The organism is Arenimonas sp., from assembly GCF_019459675.1.
In the GTDB taxonomy this organism is placed as follows: Bacteria; Pseudomonadota; Gammaproteobacteria; order Xanthomonadales; family Xanthomonadaceae; genus Arenimonas.
Genome location: NZ_JAIBFH010000188.1, coordinates 1 through 23,885, shown reverse-complemented (window position 1 = coordinate 23,885; position 23,885 = coordinate 1). Strand labels below are relative to the sequence as shown.

Sequence of the window (23,885 nt, the reverse complement as noted above, 5' to 3'; positions counted from 1 at the left end):
ACCAGTGCGACGATCAGGCTCTCTTCGAACAGGGTCCAGCGCAGGGTGGCAATAGCCCGGTGAATCAGGTCGGAGCGGTCATACACGGCGCGGATTGACACACCCTCAGGCAGGCCAGGGCCGATCTCCGCGATCTTTTGTTTGAGCCCCTCGATGACCGTCAGGGCGTTTTCGCCGTAGCGCGCCACCGCGATACCGCCCACTACTTCCCCCTCGCCGTTAAGCTCGGTGACACCACGGCGTTCATCGGGCACCAACTCAACCCGGGCCAGGTCGCCCACGAGAACCGGGGTGCCATCCTCGGCCTTGACGACCAATTGTTCGATGTCTTCAATGCCGCGCAGGTAGCCGCGGCCGCGGATCATGTATTCCGTTTCCGCCATCTCGAGGACGCGCCCGCCGACGTCCCGATTGCTGCTGGCGATCACCTCCGAGATCCTCGAGAGAGGAATGCCGTACTGGCGCAGCCGGCCGGGGTCGACCGTGACGGAATACTGGCGCACGAAGCCGCCCACACTGGCGACCTCGGCCACGCCCGGGGCCTTGGTCAGCTGGTAACGCACATACCAGTCCTGGATGGCGCGCAGTTGGTCGAGCGACCACTGTTCGCCCTCAAGCACATATTGATAGACCCAGCCCACGCCCGTGGCGTCCGGTCCCAGCGTGGGGGTCACGCCCTCGGGCAGCTTCTTGGAGGCGAAGTTCAGATACTCGAGTACGCGTGAGCGCGCCCAGTAGATGTCGGTGCCGTCCTCGAAGATCACGTAGACGAAGGAGGCCCCAAAGAACGAGAAGCCGCGCACGACCTTGGACTTGGGCACCGCCAGCATGGCCGTGGTTAGCGGGTAGGTGACCTGGTCCTCGACCACCTGCGGCGCCTGACCGGGCACTTCGGTGAATACGATGACCTGCACGTCCGACAGGTCGGGCAGGGCATCGAGCGGGGTTTTGGCCACGGCGTAAATGCCGGCGGCAGTGACTGCGATCGCCATCACCAGAATCAGGAAGACGTTGCGGACCGACCATTCGATCAGGCGGGCAAGCATGTCACTGCCCTCCCGAATGGGCAGCGTGCGGGTCATCGACCGGGGGCGCCGTCGGCTCCGCGGACGCGTCATGGGCGCTGTGGTCCTCGGCCGGTGGTGTCGAGCCGTGCTCCATGCCCTGCATGGCCGATCGCAGGTTGCTCTCAGCATCGATCAGGAAGTTCGCTGAGACCACGACCATCTCCCCGGCCTCGACGCCTGACAGCACGGCGACCCGGTCGCCGGCGCGAGCACCCAATCGAACCTCGCGTGGCGCGAAGCGGCCCGGCGCCGTTTGCACCAGGACCACTTGGCGCGTCCCGGAGTCGATGACGGACGAACGCGGCACCACGACGGTAGGCTCCCCGCTGCGGCCCTGCAGTTCCACATCGCCAAAGAGCCCGGGGCGCAGGACCCCATCGGGATTGGGCAGTTCAATTCGCACGCCGACCGTGCGGCTGGCCAGGTTGACGACCGGCTGCAGGAAGCTCACCTCGCCTTCGAAGCGCTGTCCGGGCAGGCTGGGCGTCTCGAAGCTGGCTTGGCTGCCGATCGCCAGATCGGCCGATGCCGATGTCGGCACCTCGGCGATCACCCAGATCGTGGAGAGGTCGGCGAGCCGCAGAATGGTCTGGCCCGGGGTGAATCGGTCACCCTGGACGACAGGCTTGTCGACCACAACGGCATCGGCGGGTGCCGACAGCACCAGGCGCGCCTCGCGGCCCTGGCGAGCGACCTGTGCCCCTGCCACCTCCCAGTTGCGTAGGCGTGTTTGCGCCGCGTCGCGCAACTGGCGCATGGTGGCGGCGCTGGCCGGATCGCTGTCGGCCAGACGTTTCGCAGCCGCGTCGGCCACCGCGTACTCGCCTTGGGCCGCGATCAGCTCGGGGCTGTAGATCGCCATCAGCGGCTCGCCGCGCCGCACCGTCATGCCGGTCTCGTTCGCGTACAGGGTCTCTATCCAGCCCTCAAAGCGCGGGGCAACTACAAATTGCCGAGTCTCGTCCACCTGCACCGAGGCGCTCGCACGGACGTTGGCGACCAAGGCCTCTCGAACGGCCACCTCGGTGCGCACGCCCAATTTCTGGACCTTGTCGGGCGGCAACACGACCGTTCCCGGCTCCGCGGCCGGCTCTCCGCCCTCAAATACCGGGATGTAGTCCATGCCCATGGCGTCCTTCTTGGGCACGGGCGAAGTGTCGGGCAGACCCATGGGGTTGCGGTAGTACAAGATCTTGCGCTCGCCCGATTCGGCCGAGGTCTCTTGGACGTTCAGCGACCCGGCGTCCGGCGCCGAGGCGCGTCCCGACCACCACCCCAGGGCCAGCGCCGCTCCAACAGCGAGGGCCAGGACACTCCAATTCATACGATTCATTCGACACTCCCAATCAGGGCGCGCACCGTAGCGGCGCCAACGAGTTCATTACGACGGACATCCACGCGCGACAGATCAGCGCCTTGCCAGGCCTCCAAGGCCTCCAACAAGGTGCCGAAGTCGACGTCGCCGACCCGGTAGCTGGCGAGGGCGGATTCGAAGTTGGCCTGCGCCTGTGGCAGCAATGTCTGCTCGATCAGGCGGCGCTGCTCGCGTGCACTCCGGGTCTGGGCCCACGCCTGGCCCAGTTGGCCCTGTAGTTCGTTACCTATCGCCTGAGCGCGCGCCCGTGCGGCGTCCCCCATGAGCAGGGCCTCACGCTCTCGCTCACGCAGCGCGCGCCGCTGTAGCGGGATCTCCACTTCGAGCATCACCTCGTAGGCGTCGACGCGATCATCGCGCTGCATGACGCCCACGCCGAGCGTGAGGTCAGGCAAGCGGCGGCGGCGCTGAAGCTGTGCCGCCGTATCGGCCGCCCCGGCCAGGGCGGTACTGGCACGCAGGGCAGGATGCCGGGCCTCCGCCAGCAGGCCGAGCGCCTCGCCGAGCGAGGCCGCCGGCACGGCCAGCACGGGCTCGCCGGTCGGCTCGGCCAAGGGAGCGTCGGCCGGCCGGCCGAGGGTGGCGTTCAACATGGCCACGGCCTCTTCACGGATAGCCAGGCGCTCGATACGTTCGCGCTGCATCGCGGTGCGGGCCACCTGCGCGCGGATGGAGTCCTGCTGCGCGGCCACGCCCAAGGCGTACCGTACCCGGGCGACCTCCTCCATCTGCGCCAGCAGCTCAATAAGTCGGTCGACGACGACCACACCTTCGCGGGCGTGCCAGTAGCGCACATAAGCCTGCTCCGCCTGCGCCAGCAGCCTCAGGGCCGCTGCTTCCCGCTCCAACTGGACGGCGTCAGCCTGCTGTCGCGCCACGTCGCGGGCCAACCCGCGCTTGCCCCATAGCGGGATAGGCTGTTTCACGCTGTAGGTCGCCGACCCGACGTTACCGGGCAGTAAGTTCGGGCGATCAGGGTTGATCCCCTGCAATGAGATGCCGACCATCGGGTCGGGCAGGGCGCCAGCTGGGTAAATGCGTGCCTGCGCTGCTTCTGCCTCGGCCTGCATCGCCTGCAGGTCCGGATTGTTGCCCAACAACCAGGTCCGTACGGACGCGACATCGGCGCCGGGTAGCGGCGTGTCGGCAAAGGTCACCGGCGCGAACGCGAGCAGTGTTGCCAGGGCCAGAGCGCGGAGCGCGCCACGGCGCGGGTGGGTAGGGCGGGGCCCCGGGGTGGTACGGGTGAGCGTGGATCCCATGATGTTCGCCTTGCACGGCTGCTGGCCACGGGGGCCGCAGGGGTGGGTCGGACGGTGCCGGCCGCAGGACGCGGCCGAACCGATGTCTCCGGCGACGGCGCACGGCGGCGCCGGCCAGTCATCGGTGCGGGATCAAATCAACAAGAGACTGGCGGGGTGGGCGGTCGGTCGATGCCAGGAGCGCAACGGCCCCGGAGCCTGGGCGGCATCGGGCTCATGAGGCAGTCGTTGCACGCTCACGACCGGAACGACAGACCAGGCGCCCAAGGCAGGAACGGCCAGCACGCGAGCCACGTCCGGGCTCAGGTCGCTTCGGCTGCAGTGGGTATCGCAAACGGGAGACGTCTCTGGGGACGGCGATGGATGGCAGGGGGCCGGCTCGGAATCGACGTGCGCGGTCGACACAACGTGGGCGCTGTCCATCGCCATACTGGCCAAGGTACAGGCCGGGTGGGCGGCCAGGACCAATTGCGACCACAGCAGCGCCACCATCGCCAGAAGCGTGAGGCGGGTACGCAAGCGGTGGCGGCGGAATTTCTTCATCCTAGGCGGCACGGTACCTGTTCTGGCGTCCTGGCGGCTTGACCTGCGTCAATTCGAACGGTGCTGGCATGGGACAGGCGGCAGGCCGCAAAGTTCCGGCGCCGGAAGCCCGAGAGAAGGGTACCATCGGGCCCGCTGCGTCCAGCTTGGGCGCACAGTATCCTCCTGGAGAGCCTGCGCACCGTGACCGTCGTGACCCAGCCTGCCATTCGCCGCGTCTTGGAGCGGTGCGGTGTGCCATGCGTCGAAGCCGTTACGGCCGAAGCCTTGCACCGCGACTGCTTCTGCGTGGCCGTCGATCCAGACGCGGTTCGCGCCCAGCTCAATGCCCAGTTGTCAGCCAAAAACGCCCCGGCATTGGCAGATGCCCACGCTCACCTGTTTGCCACCCTTCCGATCTTCGTGCCCGAGCGCACGATTGAGAGAATGACAGCGGCGGTGCAGGCACTGACGCTGGCAGCGGCCACGCCCGCCTATGTGGCGGCCGTCATGGCGTGGGCGCCGTCGATCGCCGCCCACGACCCGGGATCGCCCGGCGGGCTGCTGGGCTTCGACTTCCATCTGGGGCCTGATGGCCCCCGACTGATTGAAATGAACACCAATCCTGGTGGGCTATTGCTTAACGCTGCGCTGGCCAAAGCTCAACGACTGTGTTTGCCAGCGCTGAGCGTGCCGTCGATTGCGATAGGCGCCGAGGCATCGGCGATCACCGCCTTGCTTGATGAGTGGCGAGCGCAGGCGGCGGGGGCCGTTGATGGGTGGGTCGCGATCGTTGACGAAGCGCCCGAGCAACAGTACCTGTATCCCGAGTTCGTTTTGTTCCAGCAGGCCCTGGAAGTAGCCGGCTATCGCACCGTCATCTGCGGGCCGGACGAACTGCGCTACGTGGACGGCGTCCTGCGCTGGGGGGAGGAGCGCGTCGGCTTTGTGTACAACCGCCTTACCGACTTCGCCCTGGCGACGGATCCGGTGAAGGCGCTGCGCGAGGCCTACCTGGACGGCGCGGTGGCCCTGAGCCCGCACCCTCGCGCCCATGCGCTATGGGCCGACAAGCGCAACCTCAGCCTGCTCTGCAATCGTAGCTTCCTCGCCGGAACCGGTTTGCCTGAAGAAGCTCAGGAATTGCTTGCCGATATGGTTCCTCAAACGGTGCAGATGACACCCGACAATCGCGAGCAGCTTTGGGCGACGCGACGGCAGTGGTTCTTCAAGCCGGCAGCCGGCTTCGGCAGCCGCGCCAGCTACCGCGGGGACAAGCTCACGCACAAGACTTGGGAGCAGATGCGCACACAAGCCTACGTGGCGCAGGCCATTGTCCCACCCAGTGAGCGGCACACCGGAACGGATGAGCCGCCGCTGAAAGTCGACTTGCGCTGCTATGCCTACCGCGGCCAAGCGCTGTTCTTTGCCGCTAGGCTCTATCGCGGGCAAACCACCAATTTCCGGACGCCCGGGGGAGGCTTTGCGCCGGTGTTGACCCTTGCGCGCATGTGAGCACACGCCTCTGTTCGGCCAGCTCGAGCGCGTCGTCCAGTTCGACGCCGAGATACCGAACCGTGCTTTCAATCTTGGTGTGGCCGAGTAGTAGCCGCACTGCGCTTAAGTTGTGCGTTCTTTGATAAGTGAGTGCCGCCCTTGTCCGGGGCATTGAATGCGTGCCGTAACTCGCGTCGTCAAGACCGATATCGCGGACCCACTGATGGACGATCCGGGCGTACTGACGGGTCGTCAGATGCAGGGAAGAATGGACCCTGCCCGGGAACAGGAAATCGCTGGCGTCCAACGTCGAACTGATGATCCAGTGGGAGAGTGACTTTCGGGTTTGCTAAGCTATCTCAAAGTGCACGGGACGCTTCGTCTTCTGTTGTATGACCACTGCCCGCGATGCCATCTGGGATCCATGTGTCACGTCGTGGACCCGCAGTTGGAGCAGGTCGCATGCCCGCAACTTCCAATCGAGGGGCAGATTGAAGAGAGCCAGGTCACGGGTTCTATTCGCGAGCTGACGGCGGACCCGGATCGCGTAGATCTGGTTCAGCCGAAGCGCCGATTTCTGGCCGGTAGGCTTGCCCTTGTTCCACGAGGCATGGTTGGCGTTCGGGAGGGTGTTGTTCATGGCTTTCTCCAACCCGGGGGACTCACGGTGCTCCCGCGCTTCAACCGGCTGGCCGCTCCGGGTAGCGCCGAACTGCGTTGGGCGAGACGGCGGCTACCGAGTCAATCCGCGCGGTTGACAGGGACTTCCGCGCTCCCGCACGCTACGCGCATGCCCCGTCTCCCCGCCCGCACCCTGCGGTTCCTGCGCCTGAGCGCCCTGATGCTGCTTGTCCTGAGCATCATGGCTCGGCCCGTGGTGGAGCAGGTGGGCGGGATCCACGAGGTTGAACACGCCGTGCTGGCCGCTGCCGACGCGGACCACGGTCACGACCATGCGGGCCACGACCCGGCCAGCGACCCCGACCACACCAAGGGCTTCCACGGCCTGATGCACCAGGCCGAATGCGGGGCCACGGCCGCTCTCGGCTCCTCTTGGGCGGTAGCGCTTGCGATCCCGCCGGCCGATGCGCCGCCGAGACCAGGGGCGGCTGCACCCAGGCTCGGCATTCCCGCGACACCCTTCCGACCTCCTATCGCCTGATCGACGTTCGGCCGCCCTGACGCGGCCCGTTCACTGTCGTCCGTCGATCCCGGAGGTTTTCCGTGAAATTGCGTTACCTGCTTGTCCTGGCGCTTGCCGGGACGTGCGGCTTGGTCCCTTTGGGCCAGGCCGCCGAACCGCTGCGACTTCCTGAGGCAGTCGCCCGCGCCTTGGCCGCAAGCCCCGCCGTCGCCGCAGAATCGGCGCAGCTCCAGGCCGTCCAGGCCCGGAGCGCCCGCGATTCTCTGCCTGCGCCCTACGTCGTGGGCGGCGAGTTCGAGAACTTCGCCGGCAGCGGCAGCCTGCGCGGTGCAGACGCCGCCGAGACCACGTTGCGCATCAGCCGTGTCATCGAGCTGGGCGGCAAGCGCGCTGCCCGTGAAGCGCTGGGCGATGCCCAGATCGGCCAGCAGGCGCAGCGAGTGCAGCAGGCCCGCATCGATATCGCGAGCCGAACGACGGCCCGGTTCATCGAGGTGCTCGCCGATCAGCAGCGCCTGGACTACGCCCGCGAACACGTGTCCCAGGCCGAGCGCACCCGGCGCGAGGTCGCGGCTTGGGTGAATGCCGCTCGCAACCCCGAGACCGACCTGCACGCGGCCGATCTGGCCCTGGCCGAAGCCCGGCTGGAGCGCGAGCACGCCGAGCACGAGCTCGACAGCGCCCGTATGGCGTTGGCGGCCACGTGGGGGGCCTCTACCCCTGATTTCGAAACCGTCGACGGTGACCTGCAGGCCTTGCCGGACATGGACGATTTCGCAGCGCTCGCCGCACGGCTTGCGGAGACCCCCGAGCAACTGGCCAACCGCCTGGAGGCGGAAACCGTGGCGGCACGCCGCCGCGTTGGCGAGGCCAGTCGCTCGCCCGACGTGAACCTCAGCCTCGGCGTCCGCAGGATCGAGGGCCTCGATGACCAGGGCCTGGTGATGTCGGTGTCGGTGCCGCTGGGCAGCCGCCCGCGTGCGGCGTATTCACTCGCCGAAGCCGACGCCGAGTTGGCCGCCCTGGCCGCGCGTCGGGAGGCCGACCGGCTGGAGAGCCACCAGGTCTTGTTCGAGAAGGTGCAGGAGCTTCGCCACGCCCGCACAGAAGCCGAGACGCTGCGCGATTCCATGCTGTCCACGGCGGAGAAGGCGGTGGCGCAAACCCGCCGCGGCTTCGAGGCCGGGCGCTTCTCGTTCTACTCGCTGGCCCAGGCCCAGGCCACGCTGTTCCGACTCCGCGAACGCGCCGTCGAGGCCGCGACCCGCTACCACTTGCTGCTGGTCGAGGTTGAACGCCTGACCGCGAATGCCCAGGACCCCACCTCATGACCCGTCTGCTCACCCTGATTTTCACCCTGCTGCTGGCCGCCTGCGGCGCCGACACCGGGCATGACGCCGCCGAGGGCGGCCACGCCGCGCCTGCCGCCGGCGACTTCGAACGCGGACCGCACAACGGGCGATTGCTGCGCAAGGGCGACTTCGCGCTCGAGATCACCATCTTCGAGGACGGCGTCCCGCCGCAGTACCGGCTGTACGCCTACCAGGGTGGCGAACCGGTGAAGCCGGACACGGTGGACGCCACGATTGAACTGCACCGCCTCGACGGCGAGGTCAATCGCTTCGCGTTCACCGCGAACGGCGATCACCTGGGCAGCCCCGACACCGTGACCGAGCCGCACTCCTTCGACGTCAAGGTAGCGGCGAAACACGGTGGCCGTGACTACGCATGGACCTTTGCCTCCTACGAGGGGCGCACGACGATCCCCGCGGCGGCGGCCAAGGATGCCGGCGTCGTCGTGGAAGCCGCCGGTCCCGCCACCATCCGCGACGTGGTGCCGCTGCTGGGCACGGTCGCGATGGACGGCAACCGCCTGGCCAGCGTACGCGCCCGGTTCCCGGGCATCGTCCGCTCGGTATCCGCGCAGTTGGGCCAGAAGGTGCGCGCCGGCCAGGCACTCGCCACCGTCGAGGGCAATGAAAGCATGCGCACCTACGCGGTCACTGCGCCGTTCGATGGCGTCGTGCTCGCACGCAACACCAATGTCGGCGACGTCGCCGGCGACGGCGCCTTGTTCGAGATCGCCGACCTGTCGCGGGTGTGGGTGGAACTGCGCGCCATCGGCACCGACGCCGACAAACTGGCGCCGGGTCAGGCCGTGCGCCTGCGCAGCGCCACCGGCGACACCACGGCGGAAGCGACGATCGACACGATCCTGCCGGTCGCCACCAGCGGCCAGGGCGTGATCGCCCGGGTGGTGGTGCCGAACGCCGACGGCCGCTGGCGGCCCGGCATGACCGTCTCGGCGGAAGTGACCGTGTCGTCGCGCGAGGTGCCGCTGGCGGTCAAGGAATCCGGCCTGCAGCCCTTCCGCGATTTCACCGTGGTGTTCGCGCAGGTCGAGGACACCTACGAGGTGCGCATGCTCGAACTGGGCGACCGCGATGGCGACTACGCCGAGGTGCTGGGCGGCCTGAAGCCGGGCACGCCCTACGTGTCGGGGAACAGCTTCTTGATCCGATCGGACATCGAGAAGTCCGGCGCCAGCCACGACCACTGAGGAGCGCGCCATGCTTGAACGCATCATTCGCGCGTCCATCGCGCACCGTTGGCTCGTGCTCCTGCTGGTGTTGGCGCTGTCAGCGCTGGGCCTCTGGAACTACGGGCGCCTGCCCATCGATGCGGTCCCGGACATCACCAACGTCCAGGTCCAGATCAACACCGAGGCGCCGGGCTATTCGCCGCTGGAGGCCGAGCAACGCATCACCTTCCCGGTCGAGACGGCGCTGGCCGGCCTGGCCCGGATCGACTACACGCGATCGATCTCCCGTTACGGCCTGTCGCAGGTGACCGTCGTGTTCGACGACGGCACCGACATCTATTTCGCCCGCCAGCAGGTGGCCGAACGACTGCAGCAGGCGGCGTCCCAGCTGCCGGCCGGCATCGAGCCGTCGTTGGGCCCGGTGGCCACGGGCCTGGGCGAGATCTTCATGTACACGGTCGAGGCCGAGGAAGGCGCGACCATGGCTGACGGCCAACCGTGGACGTCCACCGAGCTGCGCACGCTGCAGGACTGGGTGGTGCGGCCGCAGCTGCGACACCTGGAGGGCGTGACCGAGGTCAACACCATCGGCGGGTTCACCCGCCAGATCCACGTCACCCCCGATCCGGTGAAGCTGGTGGCATATGGCCTCACCATGCGCGACGTGCTGGACGCGGTGGCGCGCAACAACGCCAACGTCGGCGCCGGCTACATCGAGCGCGGCGGCGAGCAGTACCTGGTCCGGGTACCCGGACAGGTCGCCAGCCTGGACGAGCTCCGCGACATCGTCGTCGCCACCCGCGACGGCCTGCCGCTGCGGCTGCGTGATGTCGCGGCCGTGGGCGAAGGTCGGGAGCTGCGCACGGGCGCTGCCACCAAGGATGGCAAGGAAGTCGTGCTCGGCACCACGTTCATGCTGATCGGCGAGAACAGCCGGGCCGTGGCCCAGCGCACCGCCGCCAAGCTCGAGGACATTAACCAGAGCCTGCCGGCCGGCGTGCGTGCCCATGCGGTCTACGACCGCACCGACCTGGTCGATCGCACCATCGCCACCGTGCGTACCAACCTGTTCGAAGGTGCGCTGCTGGTGGTCGTGGTGCTGTTCCTGCTGCTGGGCAACATCCGGGCGGCGCTGATCACGGCGGCCGTCATTCCGCTGACGATGCTGTTCACGATCACCGGCATGGTTGAGAACAAGGTCTCCGCCAACCTGATGAGCCTCGGCGCCCTGGACTTCGGCCTGATCGTGGACGGTGCGGTGATCATCGTCGAGAACTGCCTGCGCCGGTTCGGCGAGCGGCAGCACACGCTCGGTCGCCTGCTGACCCGGGATGAACGCTTCGAGCTGGCGGCCAGCGCCAGCGCCGAGGTGATCAAGCCCAGTCTATTTGGCCTGTTCATCATCACCGCGGTCTACCTGCCAATCTTCGCGCTGTCGGGTGTCGAAGGGAAAATGTTCCATCCGATGGCCTTCACCGTCGTGATCGCGCTGACCGCCGCGATGGCGCTCTCGCTGACCTTCGTGCCGGCGGCCGTGGCGCTGTTCGTCACCGGCAAGGTGGCCGAGCAGGAAACGCGGGTGATGCGCGGCATCAGCCGCGGCTACCGCCCGCTGCTGGAGCGGGCGCTGGCCTGGCGCACGGCCGTGGTGGCCGCGGCAGTGGTGCTGGTGGTCGCGTCCGGGGCTCTGGCCACGCGACTGGGAACGGAGTTCATCCCCAGCCTGGACGAAGGCGACATCGCCCTGCACGCGCTGCGCATCCCGGGCACCAGCTTGAGCCAGGCCATCGCCATGCAGGGGCAGCTCGAGGCGCGCATCAAGCAGTTCCCGGAGGTCGAGGAAGTGGTGGGCAAGATCGGCACGGCCGAGGTGGCCACCGATCCGATGCCGCCGTCCGTGGCCGACACCTTCATCATGCTCAAGGACCGTGCGGACTGGCCGGATCCGCGCAAACCCCGCGCCCAGCTGATCTCCGAACTCGAAGCCGCCGTCTGGGCCATCCCCGGCAACAACTACGAGTTCACCCAGCCGGTGCAGATGCGCATGAACGAACTGATCGCGGGCGTGCGCGCCGAGGTGGCGATCAAGCTCTACGGCGACGACCTGGCGGAGCTGGCACGGGTCGGCGAAGAGATCGAGGGGCTCGCCCAGGCCATTCCGGGCGCGGCCGACGTCAAACTCGAGCAGACCACCGGTTTGCCGCTGATGAGCGTCACGCCAGACCGTGCCGCACTGGCGCGGCACGGCGTGTCGGTGGACGAGCTGCAGCAGGCGGTGTCGGTGGCCGTGGGTGGCGCGACCGCCGGGCAGTGGTTCGAGGGCGACCGTCGCTTTGACATCGTCGTGAGGCTGCCCGAGGCGCAGCGCCAGGATCCGAAGGCGCTCGCCGCCTTGCCGGTGCCGGTCCCCGCGGCGGCGGGCGGCGGCTACGTGCCGCTGGCGCAGTTGGCCGTGATCGACGTGGCCCCGGGCCCGAACCAGGTGAGCCGCGAAAACGGCAAACGGCGCGTCGTGGTGACCGCCAACGTGCGCGGCCGCGATCTGGGCTCGTTCGTCGATGAACTGCGGGGACGCATCGCGTCGGACATCGAGCTTCCGGAGGGCTACTGGATTGAGTACGGCGGCACCTTCGAGCAGCTGATCTCGGCCAGCCAGCGGCTGTCGGTGGTGGTGCCGGTGGTGCTGGTGATGATCTTCGGCCTGCTGTTCATGGCCTTCGGCTCGGGCAAGGACGCGGCGATCGTGTTCAGCGGCGTGCCGCTGGCGCTGACCGGCGGCGTGCTGGCGCTGTGGCTGCGCGACATTCCGTTCTCGATCACGGCGGGCGTGGGCTTCATCGCGCTCTCGGGCGTGGCGGTGCTCAACGGTCTGGTGATGATCAGCTTCATCCGCACCCTGCGCGAGCAGGGCGACCCCCTGCACGAAGCGGTGATCGATGGCGCGGTGACCCGTCTGCGCCCGGTACTGATGACCGCACTGGTGGCCAGCTTGGGCTTCCTGCCGATGGCAGTGAACGTCGGTGCCGGCGCCGAGGTTCAGCGCCCCCTGGCTACGGTGGTGATCGGCGGCATCGTCTCCTCGACGCTGCTGACCCTGTTGGTGCTACCCGCGCTGTATCGGCTGGTCCACCGCCGCGACGACGCGAGGCGAACGGCCAGCGCATGAGAAATCGACCCTTGAACCAAACCGTGGAGGTTTCCTTGTTGCCTGACTCTCAACGCTTAGCCGCCGTCCGTTGGCTGGCCTTGCTGTTCCTGATGTTCCTGCCGCTGGTCGGCTGGGCCCACGGCGTGGCGGACGACGACAAGACCTTCTTGGAGCAGAACGCCGGCATGCAACTGGTGGTGTTTACGTACCTGGGGGCCAAGCACATGGTCACCGGCTACGACCACTTGCTGTTCCTGTTCGGCGTAGTGTTCTTCCTGTACCGGATGCGCGACGTTGCCGTGTACGTGACGCTGTTCGCCGTTGGCCACAGCGTCACGCTGCTCACAGGCGTGCTGGGCGGGTTGCACGTGAACGCCTACCTGGTGGACGCCATTATCGGCCTGTCCGTGGTCTACAAGGCCCTCGACAACATGGGTGCGTACCAGCGTTGGTTTGGCGTGCAGCCCAACACCAAGGCAGCGGTGCTGATCTTCGGCCTGTTCCACGGCTTCGGCCTGGCCACCAAGCTGCAGGACTTTGAACTCGACCGCGACGGACTGGTGGCCAACATCCTGGCCTTTAACGTCGGCGTCGAGATCGGCCAGCTGCTCGCGCTGGCCGGCATCCTGATCGTGATGGGCTTCTGGCGCCGCAGCGCCGCCTTCACGCGGCAGTCCTTCGCCGCCAACACCGTACTGATGATCGCCGGCTTCGTGCTTATCGGTTACCAACTCACCGGCTATTTCGTTTCCTGATGAGGTCCGTCATGTCCTACCCACAGTCCCCCGCGTTGCCGAGCACCGCCCGCCTGGTGCGAGCCACCCTGGTTTCCATCCTTGTCGGTGCGGTGATCTTGGTCACCACCGTGCTGCCGGCCGAATACGGCATCGATCCCACGGGCATCGGCGCCCGTCTGGGCCTGGATGCCCTGCAGTCTGCGGTTGACGAACCCGCGGCATCGGCAGAGTCCCCGCCTGCCGCCCCCGTGCCTGCGGCGTCGACGGACACCACGGAGGCCAACACGGCGCTTGCCGCCAGGGCGGCCGCAGCCTTCGGTGCCAACGCGGGCCAATCGCTCGATGCCGCGGCCTTCTCGGCCAGCCCGGGCGAGCTGCGCACCGATACGTTCTCCGTCACCCTCGAGCCCGGCAAGGGCGCCGAAGTGAAGTCCGCCCTCAAGGCCGGCGACGGCCTGGTTTTCCGCTGGACCGCCAGCGCGGACGTCGCGGTCGACATGCATGGCGAAGCGCCCGATGCGAAAGGCACCTGGACCAGCTACGCCGTCGAAGCCGCGCAGCGCGAGGCCGCTGGCACGTTCGTGGCGGCCTTCGACGGCACCCACGGTTGGTACTGGCAGAACCGCGGCACCGAGCCCGTGACCATCAAGATCGTGGTCACCGGCTTCCAGCCTTCGCTCTACCGTCCCTGACATCCCGTTCCAGCATCGATTCATCCGCGGCAACTTGCTGCGCCCACCCAAGGAGTAGTGCCATGACCCTGCGATCCCTCACCCTGACCACCCTGTTCGCCGCCTCGCTGTTTGCCGCCGGCGCCCAGGCCCATGACCCGGCGCTGCACGAGCCCGCCCCGGCCGCGAAGGCCAAGCCCATCACCTGCGAAGAACTGGCCGACACCGAGCGCTATTCCGCCGATCTGGCCGACAAGGCGCTGAGGACGACCTGCGAAGCCGAGGCCAAGAAGCCCAAGGACAGCAAGGCCGTGACCGAGGAAGAGCGCGGCTGACGGTGGGCCCGGCACAGGCCGGGCGCCATGCTCGCCATCCTTCGCAACACCCGCTTCCGGCGCCTGTTCCTGGCGCAGGTGGTAGCTTTGGTTGGTACCGGGCTGCTGACAGTGGCCCTGGCGTTGCTGGCCTACGACCTGGCCGGGGACCAGGCTGGCGCGGTGCTTGGCACCGCGCTGGCGATCAAGATGATCGTGTACGTGACCCTGGCGCCGCTGGTCGGCGCCGCGGTTCCGCCAGGGTGGCGCAAGCCCGTGTTGATTGCGCTGGATGTTGTCCGCGCCAGCGTCGCCCTGATGCTGCCTTTCGTTACCGAGATCTGGCAGATCTACCTTCTGATCGCGCTGCTTCAGTCGGCGTCGGCGGGATTCACGCCTCTGTTCCAGTCGCTGATCCCGGAGATCCTCCCAGATGAGCGCGACTACACCCGGGCGCTGTCGCTGTCGCGCCTGGCCTACGACCTTGAAAGCCTGCTCAGCCCAGCCGTTGCCGCCGCGTTGCTGACGCTGATCAGTTTCCATGGTCTCTTCGCGGGTACCGCGGTGGGCTTCCTGCTCTCCGCGGCGTTGGTCATGGTCGTTACCTTTCCTGCGGCTGCCGGACCTGCCGCAGGCAGCCCGTATGCCAGGGCCTTGCGAGGCATGGGCATCTACCTGCGAACGCCGAGCCTGCGCGGCCTCCTGGCGCTGAACCTGTGCGCTGCGGCGGGTGCCGCCATGGTTTTCGTCAACACCGTAGTCATCGTGCGTGGGCCGCTTGGCGGTGCGGAACGGGAAGTCGCCGCAGCCCTGGGTGCGTTCGGCGCTGGCTCGATGCTCGTCGCGCTAAGCCTGCCGTGGCTGCTGGACCGGATCGCCGACCGCCGGATCATGATGTTCGCCGCTGGGGCGATGGTGTTCACCCTGATCTGTACCACTGTCGCCTGGTTTGCTCTAGGTGAGGTCGTTGGCTGGTGGGTGGTGGCGCCCGCTTGGGTTGCACTGGGCATGGCCTACGCAGGACTGGTCACGCCCGGCGGCCGCCTGCTCCGGCGTGCTGCACCGGCGGCCGACCTGCCGTTCCTATTCGCAGCGCAGTTCTCGCTTTCACATGCGTGCTGGCTGCTCGCCTATCCGTTGGCCGGATGGGTTGGCGCAAGGATGGGGATGCAGGCCGCATTGGCAACGTTAAGCCTTCTGGCCGCGACGGGTGGCGTCGTTGCGTGGAAGCTCTGGCCATCGACTGATAGCCCGAACCCGAGCACCAACGCAGCTCTTTAGATACGACGGTTTGCTACTCGCGGGATGTTCGCTTCTAGCCTATTTCGTTGAAGAAACTCGATTCGCCGAAATGGTCAGCTAACTGGCGCTCGCGACACGCACATTCTGGCCGTCGGGTAGTCGTCCGGAGACCCAGAATCGTATCGACGTGAGCGCGACACCGTCTGAAACGGCGGTAGGTTCTTGCCGACAGAGTTTTTCAACAGAATAGGCCGGAAGCGGACTAGCTAGGTATTCGATTAGGGCACGTTATCGGGGGTAGGGGAGGGCGGCTTCCGACCTATTCTGTTGAAAAAACGGTTCGTTCGGACGACCACCCGCTTGGCGCTCGCGACAGTGAATGTCCGCGTGCTCGGCAGTCATCTGTAGACTCAGAAACGCGCTGTCGCGAGCACTGCCGAGTGCAAATCCGAGGCAAATTCTCGCAACCCGATTTTTTCAACAGAATAGACCCGAAGCGGACATCCGAGGTCTGGGGCCAGACCGCAGGAATCCGTACCGCTCGGCTGTTCGAAGTGGTCGATGTCGACCCGGCGGAGATTGAGTGCCACAGACGCTGTTGATGCGGGTGGGACCATAAGCGGATTTTTAACGTGAGCGTGGTTAGTCTCCATCGCACACTGCGCAGGCTGCCGGATCAGCGGCGCCCAGATCGCCCCCCCCGGTTCCGAATCGTCAAGGATGACCACGCCGATGCCTGGAACCGCCGCCCGCGTGGGTTCCCTGCCGATGCCAGCCAATGCGCCGGACCGGGCGCTTGAATGGTCCGGCCTGCACTTCCGGCCACCGATCACCAGCCAGCCGATATCGCGTTGGCGCCCAGCCGCGGCGCTGTTCGTTCTTCTGCTGCATATCGCGCTGTTTGGCGGACTGCTGCTCCACCGCGTCCAGCTCCCTGACGCGAAGAAACAACGCATCGAGGTCAGCTTCATGGCGCGTGTGGCCGAACCAGCGCTGCCGGCAGAGGAATCGGTCTCACCGCCAACTCTCCGCCCGTCCAACGTTACCCCGGTCGGCGATGCGAAGCGGAAGCCGGCAATGGAAGCCGTCGAGGCTTCGCCCCAGGAACTGGCGCCACTGCGCCTGCATCTGACAGCGGATCCCTGGCAACAACCCGACACGCCACCCGAGCACAATCCGCTGGCGCGCGGCCCCAGCGCTCGATTGCCTGGCCGCGCCGAGCCGTTCGTGGAGGGTGTCCGCTTCACGGAGAGCACGCCGGAAAAGCTGCTCAGGTCGATCGCCATACAGGTCTTTGGAGGCGTGGACCCCGACCCCTGCCCCGGCGCGCGCGAGCGCTTGGCCAATCTCGAATCGAACAGCGACCGCTACGCCATCGAAGACGACCTGCGAAAAGTGGAGCGCTACTGCAGACCCTGAGTCGGCCTTTGCGTGCCGGACGCCGACACACGAATCGCGGCGTTGTCTGTCAGGTGCGGCAGCCACGCGGACGTCGGCGCGCGGGTGCGATGCAGACCTGGTTTTCGCTGCAGCGGGCGTAACCGAAACTTAATGCCAAAAACCTTAGGCTGCGTCGCTTCGTCGAATCTACGCACCTACACAAGGACTGCTCACCTATGCCTCCACCCCGCCTTGCCGGCCTGCTGCTCTGCCTTTGTATGGTTCCATTGTCGGCGGTCGGTGAGGCCTTGCCGCAGAGCGACCCCGACGCCACGACGCAGCTGGCGGCTGTGGAGGTGCAGGGCGAAATGCCGGGCCCGGGCCTGTGGAGAGTCGCAAAAGGCGATCACGTGCTGTGGATCCTGGGCACGTTGAGCCCGCTGCCAGCCAAGGTCGAATGGCGTTCGAAAGAACTCGAGGCGCGGCTGGCAGAGGCTGAGGCAATCATCAACCCACCCGGCGGCAGCATAACCAGCGGGGCCGGCCTGTGGCGTACCGCACTGGTGTTGCCATCGTTGCTTGGCGCCCGCAAGAATCCAGACGGCGCCACCCTGCAGGACGTAGTCTCGCCCGAACTGTACGCGCGCTGGGCGAGCCTGAAGCCAACCTACCTCGGCCGTGATCGAGCGGTCGAGCGGTGGCGGCCAGTCTATGCCGCCGAGAAATTGCAAAGAAAAGCCGCAGACAGCATCGGGCTGGAGTTTGGCTCGCCCGCCTCGGCGCTGGTGCGGAACATCGCGGAGCAGCGCAAGCTGCCGGTCATCAGGCCGATGGTCCACATCGTCATCGACGATCTGAAGCTCGCGGCCAGGGAGTTCAAGGCCAACGCGCTGGCCGACACCGACTGCTTCGAGCGCACCCTGCGGCGTTTCGAGACCGATCTGGACCTGTTGCGCACCCGCGCCAATGCTTGGGCCGTGGGGGATGTTCCGCTGCTGCGCGAGTTGCACGAAGCCGACCCGGAAAGTGCCTGCTTCGATGCCGTGATGAGCGCGTCCGCGCTGCAGAAGCGAGGCCTCGACGACCTCCCCGGCAAGCAACGCAAGGCTTGGCTCGCCGCCGCCGAACAGGCCCTCGGTGAATACCGCATCAGCATCGGCCTACTTCCGATATCCGAGTTGCTGAAACCCGACGGTTACCTCGCGGATCTCTCCAGCCGCGGCTATGTCGTCACCGCGCCGGACGAGGATGAATCTCAGGATGAGAGCGACGTGGAGCTCGCGCCGACGCTCGATCAAAGCCCCTCGACGCCCGCCGGTTTCGAGTAGCGGTCGGGCCGATCTGGATTCCAATCCCACCTGTATAGGCGATTGGAAGTGAATCGCCAGCGCCGAAACCGGCAGGCTTCGACCGGCCGCTTCTGGCTGGCAACGGCCTTGGGCCGGGGCGGCTTCCGACCCGAAGCGGACATTGATTGCCCTGTATCCCGGCCCCATCAGGACTTTGACGGGAGCGTGGCCCAGCTGACGGCCTGCCTCCTGTTTGTCTGAGTCAATGGTCCTCAGGACTATCCATTGCCACCTTGTCGATGCGCAAAACTCGTTTCGGAACCCATTAGACAATGAAAGCCCTCCGTCTTTTCGCGCTCCCCTTGCTGCTCACGCTCTTGTCTTGCGGCGCGATCGACCAGCCGCGGCTGTATACGAAGGTCCTGTTCGTAGGAAATAGTCTGACCTACGTTGGTAACGTTCCAGCGGTTTACAGCGCGCTTGCGCAGGCAAATGGACACGATTCGCCCAGCGACATGATTGTGCGAGCAGGGGCGACGCTATCTCAACGGGTTGGCGATGGTTCCGTTGCACGTGCGCTCGAAGAGGGCAGTTACACGCATCTGGTGGTCCAAGAGCGCGGCGGTGACTTGATGTGCTCGTTCGGGGCAGGTTCCTGCACACAAGCGCGGGAAGCGGTCCTGGCATTGGCGGACGTCGGCAGGCGGAACGGAGCTGTGGTTCTCCTTCTGGGAACGTACCAGTCGGATCCATCAGCCTCCCGCCAACTGATCGAAAGCGAGTCCGAGGCCGCGCGAAACGCCGGCATTCCATACATCGAAGTTTCTGGGAGGCTGCAGCGCCTGCGCGGCACGGCTCCCGAACTATCCTGGTTCTTTGCTGCGGACGACTTCCATCCGGGGCGGGATCTGGCGCTGCTAAACGCACTTCTTGTCTACCACGCCATTCATGGCGAGCTTCCCCAGCCGGGCCCGCTGACGGTTAAGGCGCCGATATACGGCAGCACCAGTGGCCTTGACGAGACTCTCCGGAATTCGGACGCACCACCACCGCTGGAAACGACGCCCATCGAAGTCCGCTACGATTCCGCCGTCGTGGAAAAGCTGCTCGATTCACTGGTCGCTCCCAGCGGGGACTGAATCTGCACACGTTGTCCGCTCCTGGCCGGAAGTGGAAGTCGGCCACATCAGGCGATGCCAGTCGCCTCCGCCCCAGCTGACTGGCTTAGTCAACACCAGAATCGCTGGTCATCTCATTCCGGCGCAACGGTCAAAGTCGACCAGCGCCCGCATCCGACCTATTCCGTTGAAAAATTCGCGTCGGGCGACTCTGACACTTTGATCCGCCCGTTGTCCGGCGGCTCAGGGCAGCCGGCGAGTCACGAAGTTGACGACGTTCGCCATGCTGTCTGGATCGAAGTTGCTCAAGCCAGCGATAGTGCAGCCTTGGTTGGGCCTCACATTGAGGATGCCGTTCATGCCAGGCGCGCCACCTTCGTGGCCGTATTGCTTGTCCCGGCCCTGACCACTGACCATGAAGCCATAGCCATACCAGCCCTTGATGTTTTGTGGCCCCGTAGCCGCGGCCAGGGATTCTTCCGAAAGCAGCTTTCCTTCCTGCAAAGCGGTGGCGAAATTCACCAAGTCGCGCGGGGTGGTGTACCCACCTCCGGCGGCGGTCCCGCGCCAGGGAAGCCTGGCGGTCTCCCGCACCCAGTTTCCTTCCGTCTCGGTGTAGGCATTCGCACGGTCCGGGACAGCCGCCGTCTCCGGCTCCGCGCCTGTGGCCGTCATGCCTGCGGGGCCGAAGACGTGCTGCTCCACGTAGTCGTAGTAACTCTCGCCGCTGACCGCTTCGATGACCGAGCCGAGGAGAATGTATCCATAGTTCGAGTAGCCTTCCTTCGAGCCGGGCTCGAATTCGAGGTCGTTGGCTGCGAACGCCCCCCAATAGTCCCTGTGCGTCTTGAGTGACTCCGAAATCTTCGGGAAATCGTCGTTGAAGATATTGCCCGTGCCGCTGGTGTGGTTGAGCAGTTGACGCAGCGTGATGGCCTCGGCAGCGGCCTTGTTCGGGTACTCAGGAAGATGGCGCGACAGCGGATCATCGAGAGACAGTCGCTTGGCATCGGCAAGCTGAAGGATGGCCACGGCCGCGAACATCTTCCCCAGCGACGCCATCCGGAAGCGCGTGGCGGCCGACACCGGGATCGAAGCTTCCCGGTCGGCCAGGCCCCCGCTCCATTCGAAATCCGGCTGGCCTTTGCAGCTCATCAGGAAGCTACCCGACAGCTTGTCTGCGGCTTCCAGCTCGTCCAGGCGCCGCGTGGCTTCCTGGACCAGGGCCGCCCGCTCCATAGGCGCGGGCTTGAAGGCGTCGGGGGTCGGAACCCCTTCGAACCTCATCTCATCCATCGCGAAACCATCCTCGTCCTTGAAGATGATGCTCGCCAACATTGCGTTGCCCCACTCGGAGAGCACGAGCGCATCGACCCTCGTCGGCGTATCGGACTTGACCTCAAGAAGCTGCAACTGGCCGGTCGATTCGCGAAAATCGACGAACCACTTGTAGTCATCTTCCTTGTAATACGTCCTGTTGAATTCTTCGAAGTCCCCCTTCTCGCCAGAATTGTGGGAGGTCAGCCACATGTCAAACGCCGCCCTGGCATAGCCGGCGGGCGGGTTCGTCTCGGCACCCGACGTGAGGGGAAACAGCAGCAGTGCGACAAGAAGGAGTTTGAAGATCCGCACGGCTTGCCCCGGAGTCATTGACCAGCCCAGAGAATAGGCGAACCCGTTGGGAGAAGCGCCGAGGGTTAGAAGATATCGGGTTCGACTACCGTGTAACCCCGTGCCCTGAGTACCGCCAGGACTCCCGACGGGCCCAAAAGGTCCGACATGGGCAGGACGGCCAGCGTGCTGGTGTTGTCCGCCAGGGCGGATTCCGCGGCAGTGAGCCAGGCCGCCCGGGCGGCACGGGTCCAGTCGGGCTTTTTCTGGAAGCCCATGGCCTCGTCGTAGGTCGCTTTACAGGCAGGCTTGAGCTCGGCGTGGCGTACAAGCCGCAGTTGGTCGAGGTCGCCTGTGGCCCACGCATTGGCGCCCCGCTTCATGGTCTCGAGGTCGGCCGCGAGCGTCTCGAGGGTCGCCTTGAAGCAGATCACGTCATCGATCCCGGAGTTCGCCAGGGCTTGGATACCCGCCTTGTAGCGGCTTCGATCCAGGGCCAGCGGCATGCGCACGCCCGTGTCCACGATCGAAACGCCGAGCTCCATGGCGCGTGCGCTAACAGCGCTCCAGACGATGTTCGTCCGGGTCATGCCCTCGGCCACAATGGCCGCGTTGTAGAGCTCCTGCGAAGCGAAGACTGGCCGCTGCCGTTCCACCTTCTTGTCATTGGGCAGGTACTGCTGCTTCAGACCCAACCAGACGGCATACGTCTCGGTGGGAATCACATCGGCCAGGGTCCCGCGGTCCGGCAGCTTGATGGCCGCGTTTGCCGAGCGGGCCAGCGTCATCATCTTCATTACATCGCCTGCACTCAGATCGGCCTCGGCGCCGGCCGGACTGAGCACCGCGTCGGCTTGCGCCAGCAGTTCACCCACCTTGAGCGCTTCCCACTTCATGTCGCGCGGCAGCGGGCTGACCGTGCCGAGGATCCAAAGCTGGCGCCCGCCGCTTTCCACCCTCCAGAGGCCTGGGCCCGGCATGACGCCTGTTACCACGACGGTTTCGAGGGTAGGGGACGCGTCGGCCGGAGGGGGCTCTGATGCGCCAGCGGGAAGCGAAAGGAGGCAAGCCAAGACCAGGAACCGGGGCAGATCAGGCATGCGAACTCGATCCAATGTGGTTTAGGCGCAGTGTCTTGCAGCCAAGATGAACACGGGCAATCTAAATTCGTAGGTCTCGGTAACGGTATCCCTAAAGGTTTGTAAGCGGAACAAGTCGGAGGCGGACTTAAGCGGCTGTTCCCCCCGGGGCTGCGGCCAGCATGGGCGACAGGGTCGGCGTTGACCGGGATCTGTGGTCAACACGCCCAACGCACGCACTTTGGGCAGGGGCGGCATCCTAAAGCGGACATTCCTCATCCCTTCAATCGCTGCGTGGGACGCCCTGCGCGCAGGTGATCACTGTCCGGGGTAGCTTCGGATTGTTTACCGGACAAGCCCGGCCTAAACTCAAGACGAATGGTCGGCTTGCGGGCTAGAGGCCGGTGGTTTGATCGGACGTATAACCGGACCATAGCGTCCGCATATTCGGCAGTTAGGCCTGCATTGAAGTGGACACAAATAAGCGTTGCATATTCTGTGAGATCGTCAATCGGACGTCGCCAGCTAGCGTCGTGCTTGACGATGAAAGGACGCTTGCCTTTATCGACCTTCGCCAAGCCAACCCTGGACACGTCCTCGTAGTTCCAAAGATGCACATCAACGACGTCCGTGATCTGGATGCAGACACGGGTAGCGCGCTCATGCAATCCGTTTCACGGGTCACGCGCGCAGTCGCACAGGCCTTCCCAAATAATGGCATCAGCCTTTGGCACTCCATCGGGGAGGCTGCCTTCCAAGAAGTGCCGCATCTCCATATCCACGTACATCCTCGGTTGGACAATGACGGAATTCTTCGCGTATATGACTCTCTTCCAGAGAATGTAGACTTCCCAACGAGAGAAAGGTATGCAGAATTGGTGCGGCATCAACTGCACCGCTCGCAGGCCTAAAACATCATTCAAGCCGACGCCTTCGGCGCGGCTTAACTCTGCGTTAGGCCCCAAACCAATGCACTTCGCGCTCATTCCGCTTCCGACCCGAGCTCTTCAGTTGCTGGCGGACTCGCACATCCCGGACGAGTTCGCTGTTCACGCCGAGCCTGAGTCCATGCCGCCGGCGTTCGTTGCGGCAAGGGCATTGAAGCTGGAAGCCAGTTCTGATCATCCGGCCCTGCCAACTTCTTACCTGATCGTGAGAGAGGGGGACTCGCGTTTCGTGGGCGCGTGCGGTTTTAAGACGCCAATCGGTGCCACCCGCGTTGAAATCGGCTATGGCGTTGCGTCAGTCGCACGTGGGCAGGGCGCAGCCACTGCCGCGCTCAAGCTCCTGACCGAACTTGCCCTTCAATCGGGCTCGTCTGAAGTACTCGCGGAAATCCTTCCAGACAACGAAGCATCCATACGCGTTGCGCAGAAGGCCGGCTTTGTACAAGTCGGCGCCCGAATAGACGAGGACAATGAACACGTCACTCAATGGCTGTACCGCAGTGGGGTCTAGCCCCTCGTTTAACCCCCGACCCGCTATGGCAGGCAATGTAGGCCTGCTGTGCGGCGCCTTCGGCACCTTCGCATAGAAGGCTTACATTGCCTGCCTCCGCGATCGGGGTTAACTCAAACGTTTTTTGGCTAGCCCTGATGTCCGCTCCCGGCCGGCAACGGCCCCGGGCAGGGGCGGCTGCCGACCCGAAGCGCGCTGCGCCAGCACTCTCCAAGTAAACTGAAGCCTTGGCCGCATTCGGCGCGCAACCCCGAGGGTCCTGCACGATGATCAATCAGTCACTGGCGCTGCTGATGGCCGCGCTTCTGTCCCCCGCGGCTGCGCTCTCGCAAGACACAACTCTCCGCGACAATAAGCGGCCGGCGCATCCTGTGGCGGCCGCATTGATGCTGCAAGCGCCGCCAGGCTGCGCACTGGTGGGTAATGCTG

General features: G+C 65.8%; 19 protein-coding genes and 1 pseudogene. 13 read left to right on the top strand and 7 right to left on the bottom strand.

From position 1 onward, the window contains the following. The 3 genes from K0M70_RS06640 to K0M70_RS06630 form a co-directional block, all read right to left on the bottom strand. Positions 1–1,082 (bottom strand): efflux RND transporter permease subunit (locus K0M70_RS06640; protein WP_290780831.1); only part of this gene is annotated, 1,082 nt, incomplete at its 3' end. After that, the gene (locus K0M70_RS06635; protein WP_290780829.1) at positions 1,048–2,400 is read right to left on the bottom strand and encodes an efflux RND transporter periplasmic adaptor subunit; all 1,353 of its coding nucleotides are present in this window, start codon (positions 2,398–2,400) and stop codon (positions 1,048–1,050) included. The genes K0M70_RS06640 and K0M70_RS06635, both read right to left, overlap by 35 nt. Then, complete coding sequence (locus K0M70_RS06630) at positions 2,397–3,704, bottom strand: TolC family protein (RefSeq protein WP_290780828.1); 1,308 nt, start codon at positions 3,702–3,704, stop codon at positions 2,397–2,399. Before K0M70_RS06630 ends, K0M70_RS06635 begins: the two co-directional genes overlap by 4 nt. 726 nt (positions 3,705–4,430) lie before the next feature. Here K0M70_RS06630 and K0M70_RS06625 point away from each other — a divergent pair. After that, positions 4,431–5,741, top strand: coding sequence for a hypothetical protein (locus tag K0M70_RS06625; protein ID WP_290780826.1), 1,311 nt, complete (start codon positions 4,431–4,433; stop codon positions 5,739–5,741). On the opposite strand, the pseudogene K0M70_RS06620 reads toward K0M70_RS06625, so the two are convergent. Together K0M70_RS06620 and K0M70_RS06615 are read right to left on the bottom strand one after the other, a co-directional pair. Continuing rightward, a pseudogene (locus K0M70_RS06620) lies at positions 5,659–6,051 on the bottom strand (tyrosine-type recombinase/integrase); the annotation flags it as partial. The gene K0M70_RS06625 and the pseudogene K0M70_RS06620 overlap by 83 nt on opposite strands. Before the next feature lie 21 nt (positions 6,052–6,072). Then, the gene (locus tag K0M70_RS06615; RefSeq protein ID WP_290780824.1) at positions 6,073–6,363 is read right to left on the bottom strand and encodes a hypothetical protein; all 291 of its coding nucleotides are present in this window, start codon (positions 6,361–6,363) and stop codon (positions 6,073–6,075) included. Positions 6,364–6,513: 150 nt separating this feature from the next. Between K0M70_RS06615 and K0M70_RS06610 the strand changes: the two genes are divergently transcribed. From K0M70_RS06610 to K0M70_RS06560, 11 genes are all read left to right on the top strand, one after another. Beyond that, the gene (locus K0M70_RS06610; protein WP_290780823.1) at positions 6,514–6,885 is read left to right on the top strand and encodes a hypothetical protein; all 372 of its coding nucleotides are present in this window, start codon (positions 6,514–6,516) and stop codon (positions 6,883–6,885) included. A 62-nt stretch (positions 6,886–6,947) separates the two neighbouring features. Further along, positions 6,948–8,198 carry a TolC family protein gene (locus K0M70_RS06605; RefSeq protein WP_290780822.1) on the top strand — a complete coding sequence of 417 codons (1,251 nt, stop codon included), beginning with the start codon at positions 6,948–6,950 and terminating at the stop codon, positions 8,196–8,198. Continuing rightward, positions 8,195–9,427 carry an efflux RND transporter periplasmic adaptor subunit gene (locus tag K0M70_RS06600; protein ID WP_290780821.1) on the top strand — a complete coding sequence of 411 codons (1,233 nt, stop codon included), beginning with the start codon at positions 8,195–8,197 and terminating at the stop codon, positions 9,425–9,427. Before K0M70_RS06605 ends, K0M70_RS06600 begins: the two co-directional genes overlap by 4 nt. Positions 9,428–9,437: 10 nt before the next feature. Beyond that, positions 9,438–12,575: a CusA/CzcA family heavy metal efflux RND transporter gene (locus tag K0M70_RS06595; RefSeq protein ID WP_290780820.1), complete on the top strand. Its 3,138-nt coding sequence runs from the start codon at positions 9,438–9,440 to the stop codon at positions 12,573–12,575. Positions 12,576–12,667: 92 nt separating this feature from the next. Then, positions 12,668–13,312, top strand: a complete 645-nt coding sequence (locus K0M70_RS06590; RefSeq protein ID WP_290780833.1) for a HupE/UreJ family protein — start codon at positions 12,668–12,670, stop codon at positions 13,310–13,312. An 11-nt stretch (positions 13,313–13,323) separates the two neighbouring features. Beyond that, positions 13,324–13,986, top strand: a complete 663-nt coding sequence (locus tag K0M70_RS06585; RefSeq protein ID WP_290780819.1) for a hypothetical protein — start codon at positions 13,324–13,326, stop codon at positions 13,984–13,986. Between the two features lie 62 nt (positions 13,987–14,048). Then, positions 14,049–14,300 (top strand): hypothetical protein, encoded by a 252-nt coding sequence (locus K0M70_RS06580; RefSeq protein ID WP_290780817.1) that lies wholly within the window; start codon positions 14,049–14,051, stop codon positions 14,298–14,300. Between the two features lie 27 nt (positions 14,301–14,327). Continuing rightward, on the top strand, positions 14,328–15,560 hold the full coding sequence (locus K0M70_RS06575) for an MFS transporter (RefSeq protein ID WP_290780816.1): 1,233 nt from the start codon (positions 14,328–14,330) through the stop codon (positions 15,558–15,560). Positions 15,561–16,241: 681 nt separating this feature from the next. Next, positions 16,242–16,940 carry a hypothetical protein gene (locus K0M70_RS06570; RefSeq protein ID WP_290780815.1) on the top strand — a complete coding sequence of 233 codons (699 nt, stop codon included), beginning with the start codon at positions 16,242–16,244 and terminating at the stop codon, positions 16,938–16,940. 269 nt (positions 16,941–17,209) lie between these two features. Beyond that, a complete protein-coding gene (locus K0M70_RS06565; protein WP_290780814.1) occupies positions 17,210–18,229 on the top strand; it encodes a TraB/GumN family protein in 1,020 nt (339 codons plus the stop codon). A 293-nt stretch (positions 18,230–18,522) separates the two neighbouring features. Then, positions 18,523–19,329 (top strand): hypothetical protein, encoded by an 807-nt coding sequence (locus K0M70_RS06560; RefSeq protein WP_290780813.1) that lies wholly within the window; start codon positions 18,523–18,525, stop codon positions 19,327–19,329. A gap of 222 nt (positions 19,330–19,551) precedes the next feature. On the opposite strand, the gene K0M70_RS06555 is transcribed toward K0M70_RS06560, so the two are convergent. Further along, positions 19,552–20,940: a serine hydrolase domain-containing protein gene (locus K0M70_RS06555; protein ID WP_290780812.1), complete on the bottom strand. Its 1,389-nt coding sequence runs from the start codon at positions 20,938–20,940 to the stop codon at positions 19,552–19,554. Between the two features lie 65 nt (positions 20,941–21,005). After that, positions 21,006–22,019: a TraB/GumN family protein gene (locus K0M70_RS06550; RefSeq protein ID WP_290780810.1), complete on the bottom strand. Its 1,014-nt coding sequence runs from the start codon at positions 22,017–22,019 to the stop codon at positions 21,006–21,008. Between the two features lie 948 nt (positions 22,020–22,967). Here K0M70_RS06550 and K0M70_RS06545 point away from each other — a divergent pair. Further along, the gene (locus K0M70_RS06545; protein ID WP_290780809.1) at positions 22,968–23,456 is read left to right on the top strand and encodes a GNAT family N-acetyltransferase; all 489 of its coding nucleotides are present in this window, start codon (positions 22,968–22,970) and stop codon (positions 23,454–23,456) included. Positions 23,457–23,885 lie beyond the last annotated feature (429 nt).